This is a genomic window from Vibrio sp. 2-2(8), from assembly GCF_963888495.1.
GTDB classification, from domain to species: domain Bacteria; phylum Pseudomonadota; class Gammaproteobacteria; order Enterobacterales; family Vibrionaceae; genus Vibrio; species Vibrio anguillarum.
Genome location: NZ_CAWPJM010000022.1, coordinates 407557 through 422708, shown reverse-complemented (window position 1 = coordinate 422708; position 15152 = coordinate 407557). Strand labels below are relative to the sequence as shown.

The window sequence follows — 15152 nt, the reverse complement described above, 5'->3', positions numbered from 1 at the left end:
GAATTTTTTTTTGATTGCGATTATACTGCCCGACCCATTTTCAAAGAGAATCAGATGATGAGAATCGCTTTAGGTATTGAGTACAATGGTTCTCAATACTATGGTTGGCAGCGACAACGTGACGTTAAAAGTGTCCAAGAAGAATTAGAAAAAGCACTCACAGTTGTGGCGAACCATCCGGTTGAAGTATTGTGTGCGGGGCGCACCGATGCAGGGGTTCACGGCACAGGGCAGGTGATACATTTTGATACTACGGCTTGCCGAAAAATGGTCGCTTGGACAATGGGTGTCAATGCTCATTTACCAAAAGATATCGCTGTTCGTTGGGCAACTGAGGTTTCAAGCGATTTTCACGCTCGCTTTTCGGCTACAGCACGCCGTTATCGCTACATCATTTATAATCATGCTTATCGCCCTGGCATATTATCTTCAGGTGTCAGTCATTATCATGGCGATTTAGACGTTGAGAAAATGCAGCAAGCAGGGCAGCTTTTATTGGGCGAAAATGATTTCACCTCTTTTCGCGCTGTGCATTGTCAATCGAATAGTCCTTGGCGAAACGTCATGCATTTGAATGTGACTCGGCATGGCAACTATGTCGTTATCGACATTAAAGCAAATGCTTTTGTCCATCATATGGTGCGAAATATTACCGGTAGCCTCATCGTTGTCGGCCGTGGTGAGCAGCCTCCCGAATGGATAAAATGGTTGCTTGAAGCCAAAGATAGAAAACTGGCGGGTGCAACAGCCAAAGCGGAAGGATTATATTTGGTTGCTGTTGATTATCCAGAAGAATTTTCTTTACCAAAAGAGTCGCTTGGGCCGCTATTTTTAGCTGATAATTTGAACTAATAACGCGTAAAGTGTCCAAAACAGAGTCGTGACGTGTGTGGAAATGATAGCCAGAAAATAGGTACAACCAGTTTTTTGTCTACACTAAGCATTTTATATGTTTTAATCCTCACGCATAAATCCCAAATTTGTATCTTTCGCAATCACGCGAGAGAGTTAAGAGTAAAGGTCTTCCATGAGTTGGCTTGAAAAGATTTTAGAAAAAAGCAATATCGTAACTTCGCGTAAAGCATCCATCCCTGAAGGGGTTTGGACTAAATGTACTTCTTGTGAGCAAGTGTTATATCACGCTGAGCTTGAGCGTAACTTGGAAGTGTGTCCTAAATGTGATCATCACATGCGCATGAAAGCACGTCGCCGCTTAGAGACTTTTCTTGATGAACAGAATCGTGTCGAGATTGGTGACGAGTTAGAGCCGCAAGATAAACTCAAGTTTAAAGACTCAAAACGTTATAAAGAACGCCTTTCAGCCGCTCAAAAAAGCAGTGGTGAGAAAGACGCTCTTGTGGTGATGCAAGGCGAACTATTGGGTATGCCTTTGGTTGCTTGTGCTTTTGAGTTTTCTTTCATGGGTGGTTCAATGGGGTCTGTAGTTGGTGCGCGTTTCGTACGAGCTGTTGATGCCGCTATAGAAAACAACTGTGGTTTGGTCTGCTTTTCTGCCAGTGGCGGCGCGCGTATGCAAGAAGCGTTAATGTCATTGATGCAGATGGCAAAAACCAGTGCGGCGCTTGAACGTTTATCAAGCCAAGGCTTACCTTATATCTCAGTGATGACGGACCCGACCATGGGTGGCGTATCGGCAAGTTTAGCGATGCTTGGTGACATCAATATTGGTGAACCTAAAGCACTGATTGGTTTTGCAGGTCGTCGAGTTATCGAACAAACGGTACGTGAAGATCTACCTGAAGGTTTCCAACGTAGCGAATTCCTAATTGAGCATGGTGCGATTGATATGATTGTCGATCGCCGTGAAATGCGTCAACGCGTGGGGGGATTGATCGCTAAATTGACCAATCACAGCTCACCGTTGGTCGTTTCTGTTGACGATTCACCGATTGAACCTGATTACGCTGTACCAGAAGCGCACGAAAAAGGGTAAAGTAGGCACTAACACACTAACTGCTTAATGGTTATAAACGTTAGATGACTCAAAACCTTATCCCACAAGCCACATCCTCTCTTGCGATGTGGCTTGATTATTTAGCGAATATTCATACCTCCGCTATCGACCTTGGCTTGGATCGTGTTCAAGCTGTGGCTCAAAAAGCGAATCTTATTAAACCTGCACCTACCGTAATTACCGTGGCTGGAACGAATGGCAAAGGCTCGACCTGTGCATTAATGGAAGCCATTTTATTGGATGCAGGTTATCGCGTGGGCGTTTATAGCTCACCTCATCTTATCCGTTATAACGAACGCGTGCGTATTAATGCGCTTGAGCTCAGCGATGAACAGCATACGCAAGCCTTCGCTTTTGTTGAAGCGCAACGGGGTGAGATCAGTTTAAGCCTATTTGAGTTCGGTACATTGGCGGCGCTGCGTTTATTTCAAACGCAAGCGGTGGATGTCATTTTATTGGAAGTTGGGCTAGGTGGCCGACTTGATGCGACCAATATCGTGGATCACGATGTTTCTGTGATCACCAGCTTGGCGATTGATCACGTGGATTGGCTCGGCGATGACATCAATGTTATTGGCTATGAGAAAGCGGGGATTTATCGCGCAGGTAAACCCGCCATTTGCGGCCAGCCTAAGCCACCACCAACGGTTGCAGCGCATGCCGATGATATTGGTGCGGAGATGTACCAAGTTGGTATTCAGTTTTCCTATGAACTTGCCTCTGAAACAACGTGGAATTGGCGAAGTGGTCCATTTGAGTTATCTGATTTACCGCTCCCTCGCTTGCCCTTGCCTAATGCGGCTACGGCATTAATGGCACTCGGCTGCTCCGGTTTAGCTGTGAGTGATGTCAATATCGTCAATGGGCTTAGCAACGCAACACTTGCTGGGCGGATGCAAAAAATCAGTGATAGCCCAGAAATCATTCTTGATGTTGCACATAATCCCCATTCGGCCGAATATTTGGTGGCGCAGCTCAAACAGCGTTACGCACACAAAAAGGTCCATGTGGTGATTGGCATGCTGCATGATAAAGATGTGAAGGCCACGCTTCATCAACTGAAATCAATCGCTAACGTTTGGTATCCTGCTTCATTAAGTGGCCCTAGAGCCGCGCAAGCGAATGAACTGTGTCAGTACCTTGAGCCTGGCGTTAAACCGTTTGCTAGCCCAGTCAGCGCTTTTGAAGCCGCGATGACACAAGCCGATAGCAATGATGTCATTATCGTGGTTGGGTCGTTTCATACTGTGGGTGAAGTATTAGAGCACTGGCAGAACAAAGGAGTATAAATGGCAAGTAAGTTTCAGAGCCGCTTGGTAGGAACAATTATATTGGTGGCGATAGGGGTGATAGTGTTACCTGATGTATTGGATGGCAAAAAGACCCACTACAAAGAAGATATCGCCAGCATCCCAATTAAGCCCGAATTAGACAGCGACGTAGAGAAGTTTGAAATTCTCGACCCCGTTGAAGATCAAGTCGCGTTGCCCGATTCGCCTGTGGAAGTGATCGCACAAACTAACCAGAGCGACGCAGCAACGCAGAGCAAGCCACTCACTGTGAAAGTGAAAGAAACGGCGGAAAGAAATGATTACCAAGATAGTGCTTGGCTCATTCAGTTGATGGCATTAAAGAATGCCGAAAACGCAAAAACCGTGGTTAAAGATCTGCAAAAACGGGGTTATCAAGCTCATACTAAGCAAGAAAATGGCTTCACTCGGATCATTATTGGTCCAGATGTTTCCAAAACCAAGCTTGAGCGTCAACTCTTAGAACTGGAAAAAATTACCGGTGCAAAAGGTCAATTGCTCAAATTTAAACCACTAAACCCATAAGAAAACGTTTGCGTCGCGTTTTTTTCTGTTAAAATGCGCGCCAACTTAAGATGTAGAACTCATGAATTGGTTAGATATTGTCATTTTAAGTGTGATCGGCCTATCGGCATTGATCAGTTTAGTCCGTGGCTTTGCTAAAGAAGCGTTGTCATTAGTGATATGGTTCGGTGCATTTTTTATTGCCAGCCAATACTACGCAAAACTTGCGGTGTATTTTTCAAATATCAAAGATGACATGTTTCGTAATGGCGCGGCCATCGCAGCACTGTTTGTTGCAACACTCATTGTCGGAGCGATCATTAATTATGTGATTGCTCAATTGGTACAAAAAACGGGCCTATCTGGAACTGATCGGGTACTGGGCATTGTTTTTGGAGCATTGCGTGGTGTGTTGATTGTTTCAGCTGCCTTGTTTTTTATGGATGCGTTTACCGCATTTCCAAATTCAGAGTGGTGGAAGAGCTCGCAATTGGTACCGGAATTTAGCCGTATCATTGCGCCGTTCTTTGAACACTTACAAGCAACATCAAGTTTTCTCTCTGGCGCGATTTAGCGCCAGTTACTGTCGCAAATCGAGGATCAGGACATGTGTGGTATTGTTGGAATCGTGGGTACAACGCTGGTAAACCAGTCAATTTATGACGCGTTAACGGTATTGCAGCATCGTGGCCAAGATGCCGCTGGTATTTGTACCATAGAAAGCAATCGTTTCCGTCTGCGTAAGGCGAACGGTTTAGTGAAAGATGTCTTTGAAGCAAAACACATGCAGCGTCTTCAAGGAACGGTGGGTATTGGACATGTGCGTTATCCTACTGCGGGTAGTTCGAGTGCCTCAGAAGCTCAACCTTTCTACGTTAACTCCCCGTTCGGTATCACGCTTGCTCATAACGGCAACCTCACCAATGCCAACGAAGTACGCCAGAAGTTGTTTGAAAAAGATCGTCGCCATATCAATACCACTTCAGATTCCGAAGTGCTGCTTAACGTCTTGGCGCATGAAATTGATACAGTCAGAGGCAATGTAACCGCAGAAGATGTGTTTCGTGCTGTCGCTAATGTACATCGCACCATTCGCGGTGCTTATGCTGTTGTCGCGATGATCATTGGGCATGGGATGATCGCGTTTCGTGACCCGCATGGTATTCGTCCTATCTGCTTAGGTAAACGTGAAGTCGATGGCCGTACCGAATACATGGCCGCTTCGGAGTCGGTGGCGCTAGATGCTGTCGGCTTTGATTTTGTGCGTGACCTTGCCCCCGGGGAAGCGGTGTATGCGACCTTTGATGGCCAGCTATTTACTAAACAATGTGCCGATAATCCAACACTTAACCCATGCATTTTTGAATTTGTCTACTTCGCCCGCCCAGATTCGTTTATCGACAAAATTTCAGTTTACAGCGCGCGCGTAGAAATGGGTAAAAAGCTGGGTGAGCGCATCAAGAACGAATTTGCTGACTTAGATATTGATGTCGTGATCCCCATTCCTGAGACTTCGTGTGATATCGCATTGCAAATTGCACAAGCGATTGATATTCCATATCGCCAAGGTTTTGTTAAAAACCGCTACGTTGGCCGCACATTTATTATGCCGGGCCAGCAACAGCGTAAAAAGTCAGTGCGACGTAAACTCAATGCGATTCGTTCTGAATTTAAGGGCAAAAACGTGTTGCTAGTGGATGACTCGATAGTGCGTGGAACTACGTCAGAGCAAATTATTGAGATGGCTCGTGATTCTGGTGCAAATAAGGTGTACATGGTGTCAGCCGCGCCTGAGATCCGTTTCCCTAACGTCTATGGCATTGATATGCCAAGTGCTAACGAGTTGATTGCTCATGGTCGAGATGCCGATGAAATTGCGCAGCGAATTGGTGCCGATGCTCTGATTTTCCAAAATCTGGAAGATTTAGTGGATGCCGTCGGTATGGGTAACCGCGATATTGCAAAATTTGAAGCGTCGGTATTTAACGGCGAATATGTCACGGGCGATATTGATCAGCAGTATCTTGATTTTCTTGAATCGATGCGCAGCGACGATGCAAAAACGGTTCGAGAAATCCAGCAAGATCTCGCCAACCTAGAGATTCATAACGAAGGCGCGTAATCGAGCGCATCTCCCGAAATAGGCTGCAAAGAAAAAGGCTTCCATCTAGGAAGCCTTTTTTGTGCTCGTTAACAGGGTTTGACTAAAGGATCATTGCCGCAATCCAGCCAAACACAATCAGTGGAATATTATAATGGATGAAGGTTGGAACCACCGTTTCCCAAATATGTTCGTGCTGGCCATCCGCATTTAGGCCTGACGTTGGCCCCAAGGTGGAATCTGACGCTGGAGAGCCAGCATCGCCCAACGCAGCAGCGGTACCCACTAGCGCAATGGTCGCCATAGGCGAAAAGCCAAAGGCGAGGGCAAGGGGCACGTAAATGGTTGCGATGATTGGAATCGTTGAGAAGGATGAACCAATGCCCATGGTGACCAACAAACCGACGATCAGCATTAATAAAGCGGATAAAGCTTTATTGTCGCCGATGCTTACTGATAAGGCTTCTACCAGAGACTCAACGCCACCGGTGGCTTTCATCACGGCGGCAAATCCGGCCGCTGAAATCATAATAAAGCCAATCATGGCCATCATATGTACACCTTTGGTGAATACATCGTGCGTCTCTTTCCACGCAATCACACCACCAAAAGTGAAGACCATAAAACCAGCCAGTGCGCCGATGATCATTGAACCTGTGGACAGTTGTACGGCAAGTGCCGTGATAATACCGAGCGCGGCAATCAAAATATGCTTTTTGTTGATCGCTTTTGGTTCGGTATTAATGACAGTATGTTCCGTCTCTTGATACTGGCGAGGTTTACGATAGGTAAAGAAAATGGCGACCAGTAAGCCAAAAATCATCCCAGCGGCTGGTAGCAGCATGGCTATCGGCACTTGGCTTGCCGTCACGTTTTCAAGGCCATTATCGCGTAAATTCTTGAGCAAGATGTTATTGAGGAAAATCCCACCAAAGCCGACAGGCAAGACCATATAGGGCGTGATAAGGCCAAAAGTGAGTACGCAAGCAATTAGGCGACGGTCCAGCTTCAGCTTGGCAAAGACGCCCAATAGCGGTGGAATTAAAATCGGAATAAAGGCGATATGGACAGGAATGATATTTTGCGATGACATGGTAACTAGAACCAGCGCGACCAGAACTGCATACTTCAAACCTGTGGTGGCCGCGCCATGCTCTTTGCCATGGATACGCTTAATCACGTTTTGCGCCAGTAAGTCAGTAATACCAGATTTAGAAATCGCGACGGCAAAGGTGCCTAGCATCGCATAACTTAGTGCGATGGTTGCACCACCGCCTAAGCCACTTTCAAATGCAGAAACAGCGTCATTTAAACTCATCCCTGCAACTAAACCACCGACGATCGCACTAAATGTCAGTGCGACGACGACATTGACCCGCATCAGCGCAAGAAGCAGCATGATGCATACAGAAATTACTACAGGATTCATATATTTCTCGGTTAGTTGTGTTTACTTGTTATTGTTTTCTGAAGGTTCAACAAGTGGCCATCCGCCAAGGGCCTTCCATTTGTTGACGATACCGCAAAAAAGTTCGGCCGTTTTTTGCGTATCGTATAGCGCTGAATGCGCTTCTCTATTGTCAAATTCCATCCCAGCGGATTTGCACGCTTTGGCCAAAACGGTTTGCCCATAGGCTAAACCACTTAGCGCAGCGGTATCAAAAGTCGCAAAAGGGTGGAAAGGGACTCGTTTTAGCTTGCAGCGTTCACTGGCTGCCATCACGAAATTCAAGTCAAAGGTAGCATTGTGCGCCACCATGATCGCGCGGCTACAGTCATTGTCGCGTTGCTCTTTTCGGACTAGCTTATAAATTTCTCTGAGTGCTTCGGCTTCGCTGACAGCACCGCGTAATGGGCTAAATGGGTCACGAATGCCATTAAACTCAAGCGCCTCTTTTTCAAGGTTGGCACCTTCAAAAGGCTCAACATGAAAGTGAATCGTCGATGCTGGGTGCAGATCACCTTGTTCATCCATACGCAACGTAATCGCGCAGATTTCTAATAGTGCATCGGTCTTTGCATTGAAACCGGCTGTTTCGACGTCGATGACGACAGGAAAATAACCGCGGAAACGCTTTTTCAGTGTCAATGCTTCATTTACTTCAGTCATGCTAGCTCTTGGTTGTGTGACAGGGCTGGCATTATTACAGATTCTTTCTACGATAAAAACCAAACACGTTAATAAATGCAGGTTTCACTATGCGTTGGATAGTGCGGTGATGTGGCTAGATTTTTGCATTAACTTAGTCAATAGAAAGCGAAGCGGCAATTTTCCGCCATCGTTGTAGTATCGCTCGGAGAATAAAATCGTTATGAATAAATGGGTTACTGCCACTATTGTGATGACCAGCATACTGACATCCTTTGCCCCTATGGCGATGGATAAGCGTTATGTGGCAACACCACAGCAGTCTACGTGGCAGATGGTGACGAATACCCCTTTAGAGTGCCGTTTGGTCCATCCGATCCCCAATTACGGTGACGCTGAATTCTCTTCACGTGCGAATAAGAAGATTAACCTCGATTTCGAACTCAAAATGCGTCGTCCAATGGGCGAAACTCGCAATGTAAGTTTAGTGTCATTACCACCGAGTTGGCGTCCGGGTGAGAGTGCAGACCGTATTACCAATTTGCAATTCTTCAAACAGTTCGATGGTTACATCGGTGGTCAAACCGCTTGGAGCCTACTCAGTGAATTGGAAAAAGGACGCTATCCAACCTTTAGCTACCAAGATTGGCAAAGCCGAGATCAGCGCATTGAAGTTGCTCTCTCGTCGGTTCTTTTTCAAGAGAAGTACAACGTGTTTAGCGATTGTGTGAGCAATTTGCTGACGTACAGTTTTGAAGATATCTCATTTACGATTCTGCATTACGACCGCGATAATGTACAACTCAATAAAGCTTCGCAAAAACGGCTTGCGCAAATTGCTGACTATATTCGCTATAACCAAGATATTGATTTGGTGTTGGTTTCTACCTATACCGACTCTGTTGATAGTCGAGGAGTGAGTCAGGATCTTTCTGAGCGTAGGGCTGAGGTATTAAGAGACTACTTTAAATCACTGGGGTTACCTGAGGATCGCATTCAAGTGCAAGGCTATGGTAAACGTAGGCCGATTGCCGACAACGCATCACCCATTGGCAAAGATAAAAACCGTCGCGTGGTTATTTCACTGGGTCGAACAATTATCTAATAACGTTAGAGTAAAAAAGCAGCCCATTTCAAAGGCTGCTTTTTGTGATGTTATCCGGGAAACCTTACGCATCTAGTTTATATAACTAGCCGATGCCGCAAAGAGACTTATCCTTCTAAACCTGCTGATGCTTGTTTGTTTTGGATAAGTTCAATCATGTAACCATCAGGATCTTTCACAAAAGCGATATGCGTGGTGCCACCTTTTACTGGGCCAGCTTCACGGGTCACATTACCTCCAGCCGCTTTAATCGCGTCACAGGTGGTATACACATCTTCAACACCAATGGCGATGTGGCCAAAAGCATTGCCTAGGTCATAGCTTGTGGTGCCCCAGTTATAGGTCAGTTCGATCACCGCACCCTGAGATTCATCGCCATAACCCAGAAATGCCAATGTGTATTTGTATTCTGTATTTTCATTAGTACGAAGCAGTTGCATACCCATGACCTTGGTGTAAAACGCGATCGATTTTTCTAAATCGCCTACGCGTAGCATGGTGTGCAAAATACGACTATTTGACATGTTGAGCTCCTAACTTTCTGATGAAATATCTATCTCCACCCGACCACTGTGGCGATGATGTTGGCTTACGTTCACCCACTCCAATCACAGAGTTTATCTATGTTCAAAGGAATTTGTTTACTTACTGCCTACTTGCAGAGTTGAGTCTTTTGGGGATCTGGTTAAATTTTATAGGTCAGTTTTATCAGAGAATTCGCAAAGATCTTCAATGATACAACTGCCACAACGCGGCTTTCTTGCGACACAGGTGTAGCGACCATGTAAGATCAACCAGTGATGAACATCAACTTTGAATTCTTTAGGGACGACTTTGAGCAGCTTTTGTTCCACTTCATCAACGTTTTTACCCACCGCAAACTTGGTTCTATTTGAAACACGGAAAATATGCGTGTCAACGGCGATGGTTGGCCACCCGAAAGCGGTGTTCAATACCACATTGGCCGTTTTTCTGCCAACGCCGGGCAGCGATTCTAATGCTTCACGGCTCTCAGGCACTTCTCCTGCGTATTGATCCAATAAGATACGGCAAGTTTTGATGACGTTTTCTGCTTTGGTATTGAATAAACCAATGGTTTTGATGTATTGCTTTAGCCCATCAACGCCAAGCTCAAAGATGGCTTGTGGCGTATTAGCAATAGGGTAAAGTTTGTCAGTGGCCTTATTAACGCTGACGTCAGTCGCTTGAGCGGAAAGCAGTACTGAGATCAGTAACTCAAACGGTGTGCTCCATTTAAGCTCGGTTTCTGGCTTCGGGTTATTGGCCCGTAAACGTTCGAGGATCTCGACTCGTTTGACATTATTCATCGTTTGGAAAACTTCCTTATGATTTCGCTAAGCGTTAGTGACGCGTGCTCGTTCTATGACGGGCTTTTGTTCTTTAGGTTGGCGAGCAGCCAGATTTTTATCGATGATATTTTTAGCTGCAATCAAAAAGCCAACCCCAATAAACGCTCCAGGCGGCAAGAGCGCAAGCAAGAAGCTGTTGTCAAAATGGAAGACCTCAATGCGTAAAATGGTTGCCCAATGACCCAGTAATAAATCAGCACCATCAAACAGTGTACCATTGCCAATTACTTCACGCAGTGCGCCCAAAATGACCAGAATAGTGGTCATTCCCATGCCCATCCAAAATCCATCTTGTGCTGAAGGCAACACTGCATTTTTTGAGGCAAATGCTTCGGCGCGACCGATGATGATACAGTTGGTCACAATCAGAGGAATGAAGATCCCTAGCGATAGATACAGGCCGTAAGCATAGGCATTCATTAACAGTTGTACGCAAGTTACTAGTGCGGCGATGATCATCACAAACACAGGAATACGGACTTCTTTGGGGACATAATCTCGTACTAATGAGATGGTGACATTTGAACAGACGAGAACCAGCAATGTCGCAACGCCTAAACCTAGCGCATTCGTGACAGTGGAAGAAACCGCTAGTAAAGGGCACAGTCCAAGTTGTTGAACGAGCGCAGGGTTGTTGCTCCACATCCCGTTTTTAATCAGTGTCTTATGATCACTCATTGCTGGCTCCTTTACAGTCAAAAGGTTGTGCTAATAGTGCTTCTCGATGTTGATTCACAAACTGAGCGGTATTTTTCACCGCTTTGACGACGGCTCGCGGCGTAATCGTCGCTCCAGTAAACTGATCAAATTGTCCCCCATCTTTGCGCACTTTCCAAGTCTCGATATTTTGCTCAGTGACTTGCTTGCCAGTAAAGCTCAATATCCAATCAGTGACGCGTAAATCTATTTTGTCACCTAACCCCGGTGTTTCTTGATGAGACAGAACGCGAGTCCCTGTGATGGTGCCATCGTGCTTGATGCCAATAATTACCTTGATCGCGCCGTTATAGCCATCAGGTGCGATGGCTTCAATAGCCAGTCCACTCGGTTCACCGTTTTGTGTGGCAATATAAGCGTGCATAGGTTGGTCTGTACCAAGTGCAGGATCAGTCACCAGTGTACAGGATTTGTACAGTTCGTTGTCGTGCAAACTGTGCGGGATCACTTGGTTTAAAATCGATTGCAGTTGAATCTGCTCTTGCTTGGTTATTTGATCTTTTGTTAGGTATTGGGTCAACGCTACAACACCTGTTGAAGCACAGGCAAAGATAGCGAGAATCAAACCGTTATTGCGAATGGCGGTTAACATAGCGCTCCTTAATGCCCGTAGGTTCGAGGTTTAGTGTAGTAATCAATCAGTGGGACACACATGTTGGCAAGTAATACAGCGAAGGCTACCCCGTCAGGGAAGCCTCCCCAACTGCGGATAATGAAAATCATCATGCCAATAAATGCGCCGTAAATTAAGCGACCTTTGACGGTTGTGGAAGCGGTGACTGGATCGGTTGCGATGAAAAAAGCGCCGAGCATAGTCGCGCCCGAGAGCAAATGAAACAAGGGTGAGGCGGTTGCTCCCGGTTCAATAAGCGCAGTGAAAGCACTTGCCATTACTAAACCACACAGCACCGCAATCGGGATATGCCAGTTGATCACACGTAGTTTGATCAATAATAAGCCGCCAGCTAAATAGGCAAGGTTAACCCATTCCCAGCCAAGCCCAGCTAACCCACTAAATTGAGGCTGGCTCATCGCTTCATGCAGAGTCTCACCGTTATGTAATCCGGTTTTTACGGCGTCCAATGGGGTGGCCATAGTGACACCATCGATACCCGTTCGGATTTGTTGTAGTGATAAACCTTCTACGTTGAAGCCACTGAAAATAAGTGAAAATGCATCACTAAACGAGATTGGATCCGGGGCTAATTCCGTTGGAGCAATCCAACTGGTCATCTGCACAGGGAAAGAGATAAGCAAAACCACATAAGCAATCATGGCGGGGTTGAATGGGTTTTGTCCTAGTCCGCCGTATAAGTGTTTTGCAATAATGATGGCAAAAATAAGGCCAATAAAGATAACCCACCAAGGGGACATCGGAGGAATGGCAATGGCCAGAAGCCAAGCGGTGACCACGGCGCTGTAATCTTTGATTGCCAACAGTGGTGAGCGCTTACGCAGTAGCATAACGGCAGATTCAAAAGCCAAAGCGATGATGATAGCGAGCATTAGTTGAATGAGAGTACCCCAACCAAAGAAGTAGCTCTGCGCGATAAGCCCCGGTAAGGCGCACAAGGCGACCCACTTCATCAGCTCTGATGTGCTGCGTTTGCTGTGTGCATGGGGGGAGCTGGCAATAAAAAAGGCCACTAATTATTCTCCTCAGAATTATGATTGTTTTTCGCTTGTGCTGTTTGCTGCTCGGCTTTGCGTGCTTTCGCGCGGGCAATGGCGGCAGCGACTGCCGCTTTTTTGGCATCCTCAGATTGAGTAGGCGCAGGTTCAAGCGTTGGCTGAGGTTCACTTGGCGCCGTTTGCTGCTCTGCCTTGCGCGCTTTTGCGCGAGCAATGGCGGCAGCGACTGCCGCTTTTTTGGCATCCTCAGGTTGAGTAGGTGCAGGTTCAAGCGTTGGCTGAGGCTCACTCGGCGCCGTTTGCTGCTCTGCCTTGCGTGCTTTCGCGCGGGCAATGGCGGCAGCGACTGCCGCTTTTTTGGCATCCTCAGGTTGAGTAGGCGCAGGTTCAAGCGTTGGCTGAGGTTCACTCGGCGCCGTTTGCTGCTCTGCCTTGCGTGCTTTTGCGCGGGCAATGGCGGCAGCGACTGCCGCTTTTTTGGCATCCTCAGGTTGAGTAGGTGCAGGTTCAAGCGTTGGCTGAGGTTCACTCGGCGCCGTTTGCTGCTCTGCCTTGCGTGCTTTTGCGCGAGCAATGGCAGCCGCGACTGCCGCTTTTTTATCATCACCACTTTCTGCTGGTGGCGCATCAGCACTGGTTTGCTGCGCTTTTTTCTCGCGAGCTTGACGTTTGCGCTCTTCGCGCAATTTAACCATTTCAGCGTTATCTGGCTCGACTTGACCTGCTTGCAGTGCTTCGGCTTGCTTGGCTTTAGCGCGAGCAATAGCCGCAGCAACGGCGGGTTTTACGGTGCTTGGGTTGTTTTCTGTTTGTGCTTTTTGCGCTTGAACGCGAGCAATGGCCGCTGCAATCGCATCGTCGCCGCCTGTGTGTTTCATCTCTTGACGACGTTCATCGGCTGCTTTTTTGAAACGATTCTCGCGATCGGCTTTATCGCGTTCTAAACGTGCTTTTTTCTCTTCGAAACGCACTCTGGCGCGTTCCGCGGCTTCTGATTCTTGCTGGCGAGTTTTTATCTCGGCCTTGGCTTGACGATAGTATTGCACCAATGGAATTTCACTGGGGCAAACATAAGCACAAGCCCCGCACTCAATGCAATCTTTGAGGTTCAGTTCTTCACACTTATCATATTCTTCCGCTTTCGCGTGCCAGAACAGTTGCTGAGGCAATAAGGAGGCCGGGCAGGCTTCCGCGCACTGACCACAGCGAATGCAGGCCATTTCATGTTGTGAAGAGGCAATCTCTTTACGAGTGGGTGCCAGAATGCAGTTGGTGGTTTTGGTGATCGGAACTTGCGAATGAGGCAGGGTGAACCCCATCATCGGGCCGCCCATGATAAGACGCGGTAATTTTTTATCTGCCTTATAGCCAAATTGTTCGAGTAAATATTGTACGGGTGTGCCTAATAAAACCCAGACATTCCGGGGCTGTTTAAACGTATTGCCCGTTAAGGTGACTACGCGGTTAATCAGGGGTTCGCCATCCATGACGGCGCGTTTAATCGCGTAGATAGAGCCAACATTTTGTACCATCAAGCCAATATCGGCTGGAATTTTACCCGCAGGCACTTCTTGGTTGGTCAGCAATTTAATTAACTGCTTTTCACCACCTGAAGGGTATTTGGTTGGGATCACGCGGATCACGATGTCTTTATGTGTTGCGGCGGCTTCTAACGCTTGAATTGCTTCAGGTTTGTTATCTTCAATACCGATGATGGTTAATTTGGGCTTAAGAATGTGCTCTACAATACTGATCCCATCGATGATCTCTGCGGCATGGTGCTGCATGAGTACATCATCGGCCGTGATGTAAGGTTCACATTCGGCGGCGTTGATGATCAAAATATCAGTGCGAGCGAGGCCTGATTGCATTTTTTTTGCAGTAGGAAAACCGGCGCCGCCCAACCCAGAGATGCCAGCTTGACGAATGATTTCAATCAATTGCTCTGGGGAGTGTTGTCGATAATCAGCCAGTGGTGCGCGCACTGCCCACTCATCTTGTTGATCAGGCGTGATGACAATACACATTTCACTTAACCCAGAAGGGTGCGCCGTGGTGCGCGGTTCAATGGCGGTAATGGTGCCAGAGGTTGAAGCGTGTACAGGCAACATGAAGGTTGAGGTGTATTGTGTTAGTGGTTGGCCTTTGAGTACTTTATCGCCAACGCTGACCAGTAAATCACCGGCTCGGCCAATATGCTGTTTGAGTGGCAATACAATTTCTTGCGGTATACTGGCATGAGTCAGTGTCGTTTGATTTGACTGCTGTTTATTTTCTGGCGGGTGAATGCCTCCCGGGAAGTTCCAGAGAGTGCCAGCTTTGATTTGTTCTATTAATGACAACATACCA

Annotated in this window: 15 protein-coding genes; 7 read left to right on the top strand and 8 right to left on the bottom strand. The window is 46.9% G+C overall.

What is annotated here, in order from left to right; all coding sequences use genetic code 11:
- The first annotated feature begins 57 nt into the window (after positions 1-57).
- From truA to purF, 6 genes are all read left to right on the top strand, one after another.
- Complete coding sequence (gene truA, locus AACV12_RS08280; RefSeq protein WP_026027499.1) at positions 58-852, top strand: tRNA pseudouridine(38-40) synthase TruA; 795 nt, start codon at positions 58-60, stop codon at positions 850-852.
- A gap of 175 nt (positions 853-1027) precedes the next feature.
- The gene (gene accD / locus AACV12_RS08275; protein WP_170900161.1) at positions 1028-1954 is read left to right on the top strand and encodes an acetyl-CoA carboxylase, carboxyltransferase subunit beta; all 927 of its coding nucleotides are present in this window, start codon (positions 1028-1030) and stop codon (positions 1952-1954) included.
- Positions 1955-1998: 44 nt separating this feature from the next.
- The gene (gene folC / locus AACV12_RS08270; RefSeq protein WP_017048029.1) at positions 1999-3264 is read left to right on the top strand and encodes a bifunctional tetrahydrofolate synthase/dihydrofolate synthase; all 1266 of its coding nucleotides are present in this window, start codon (positions 1999-2001) and stop codon (positions 3262-3264) included.
- On the top strand, positions 3265-3810 hold the full coding sequence (locus tag AACV12_RS08265; RefSeq protein ID WP_013857291.1) for an SPOR domain-containing protein: 546 nt from the start codon (positions 3265-3267) through the stop codon (positions 3808-3810).
- Between the two features lie 61 nt (positions 3811-3871).
- On the top strand, positions 3872-4363 hold the full coding sequence (locus AACV12_RS08260; RefSeq protein WP_013857290.1) for a CvpA family protein: 492 nt from the start codon (positions 3872-3874) through the stop codon (positions 4361-4363).
- A 33-nt stretch (positions 4364-4396) separates the two neighbouring features.
- On the top strand, positions 4397-5911 hold the full coding sequence (gene purF / locus AACV12_RS08255) for an amidophosphoribosyltransferase (protein WP_013857289.1): 1515 nt from the start codon (positions 4397-4399) through the stop codon (positions 5909-5911).
- Positions 5912-5993: 82 nt separating this feature from the next.
- On the opposite strand, the gene AACV12_RS08250 is transcribed toward purF, so the two are convergent.
- Together AACV12_RS08250 and rnt are read right to left on the bottom strand one after the other, a co-directional pair.
- Positions 5994-7319 (bottom strand): Na+/H+ antiporter family protein, encoded by a 1326-nt coding sequence (locus AACV12_RS08250; RefSeq protein WP_010318473.1) that lies wholly within the window; start codon positions 7317-7319, stop codon positions 5994-5996.
- Positions 7320-7340: 21 nt separating this feature from the next.
- Entirely contained in the window at positions 7341-8000 is a 660-nt protein-coding gene (gene rnt / locus AACV12_RS08245; protein WP_010318472.1) for a ribonuclease T, read from the bottom strand.
- A gap of 202 nt (positions 8001-8202) precedes the next feature.
- Here rnt and motY point away from each other — a divergent pair, with 202 nt between their 5' ends.
- Entirely contained in the window at positions 8203-9084 is an 882-nt protein-coding gene (gene motY, locus AACV12_RS08240; protein ID WP_013857286.1) for a flagellar protein MotY, read from the top strand.
- 107 nt (positions 9085-9191) lie between these two features.
- Here the strand turns inward: motY and gloA are convergent, their stop codons facing one another.
- The 6 genes from gloA to rsxC all read right to left on the bottom strand — a co-directional run bounded on the left by gloA (position 9192) and on the right by rsxC (position 15148).
- Positions 9192-9608 (bottom strand): lactoylglutathione lyase, encoded by a 417-nt coding sequence (gene gloA / locus AACV12_RS08235; RefSeq protein ID WP_013857285.1) that lies wholly within the window; start codon positions 9606-9608, stop codon positions 9192-9194.
- A gap of 168 nt (positions 9609-9776) precedes the next feature.
- Positions 9777-10412: an endonuclease III gene (nth, locus tag AACV12_RS08230; protein ID WP_170900160.1), complete on the bottom strand. Its 636-nt coding sequence runs from the start codon at positions 10410-10412 to the stop codon at positions 9777-9779.
- Positions 10413-10439: 27 nt separating this feature from the next.
- Complete coding sequence (locus tag AACV12_RS08225) at positions 10440-11132, bottom strand: electron transport complex subunit E (RefSeq protein WP_010318468.1); 693 nt, start codon at positions 11130-11132, stop codon at positions 10440-10442.
- Positions 11125-11763: an electron transport complex subunit RsxG gene (gene rsxG, locus AACV12_RS08220; RefSeq protein WP_013857283.1), complete on the bottom strand. Its 639-nt coding sequence runs from the start codon at positions 11761-11763 to the stop codon at positions 11125-11127. The genes AACV12_RS08225 and rsxG overlap by 8 nt, the downstream gene beginning before the upstream one ends.
- Before the next feature lie 8 nt (positions 11764-11771).
- Positions 11772-12818: an electron transport complex subunit RsxD gene (gene rsxD / locus AACV12_RS08215; protein WP_013857282.1), complete on the bottom strand. Its 1047-nt coding sequence runs from the start codon at positions 12816-12818 to the stop codon at positions 11772-11774.
- Positions 12818-15148: an electron transport complex subunit RsxC gene (gene rsxC / locus AACV12_RS08210; RefSeq protein WP_170900159.1), complete on the bottom strand. Its 2331-nt coding sequence runs from the start codon at positions 15146-15148 to the stop codon at positions 12818-12820. Before rsxC ends, rsxD begins: the two co-directional genes overlap by 1 nt.
- Positions 15149-15152: the final 4 nt, after the last annotated feature.

Coding starts and splice junctions, on each gene's coding strand:
- AACV12_RS08225 (WP_010318468.1), bottom strand. CDS start 11,132: ATGAGTGATCATAAGACACTGATTAAAAACGGGATGTGGAGCAACAAC.
- nth (WP_170900160.1), bottom strand. CDS start 10,412: ATGAATAATGTCAAACGAGTCGAGATCCTCGAACGTTTACGGGCCAAT.
- truA (WP_026027499.1), top strand. CDS start 58: ATGAGAATCGCTTTAGGTATTGAGTACAATGGTTCTCAATACTATGGT.
- folC (WP_017048029.1), top strand. CDS start 1,999: ATGACTCAAAACCTTATCCCACAAGCCACATCCTCTCTTGCGATGTGG.
- AACV12_RS08265 (WP_013857291.1), top strand. CDS start 3,265: ATGGCAAGTAAGTTTCAGAGCCGCTTGGTAGGAACAATTATATTGGTG.
- rsxG (WP_013857283.1), bottom strand. CDS start 11,763: ATGTTAACCGCCATTCGCAATAACGGTTTGATTCTCGCTATCTTTGCC.
- motY (WP_013857286.1), top strand. CDS start 8,203: ATGAATAAATGGGTTACTGCCACTATTGTGATGACCAGCATACTGACA.
- AACV12_RS08260 (WP_013857290.1), top strand. CDS start 3,872: ATGAATTGGTTAGATATTGTCATTTTAAGTGTGATCGGCCTATCGGCA.
- purF (WP_013857289.1), top strand. CDS start 4,397: ATGTGTGGTATTGTTGGAATCGTGGGTACAACGCTGGTAAACCAGTCA.
- AACV12_RS08250 (WP_010318473.1), bottom strand. CDS start 7,319: ATGAATCCTGTAGTAATTTCTGTATGCATCATGCTGCTTCTTGCGCTG.
- accD (WP_170900161.1), top strand. CDS start 1,028: ATGAGTTGGCTTGAAAAGATTTTAGAAAAAAGCAATATCGTAACTTCG.
- rsxC (WP_170900159.1), bottom strand. CDS start 15,148: ATGTTGTCATTAATAGAACAAATCAAAGCTGGCACTCTCTGGAACTTC.
- gloA (WP_013857285.1), bottom strand. CDS start 9,608: ATGTCAAATAGTCGTATTTTGCACACCATGCTACGCGTAGGCGATTTA.
- rnt (WP_010318472.1), bottom strand. CDS start 8,000: ATGACTGAAGTAAATGAAGCATTGACACTGAAAAAGCGTTTCCGCGGT.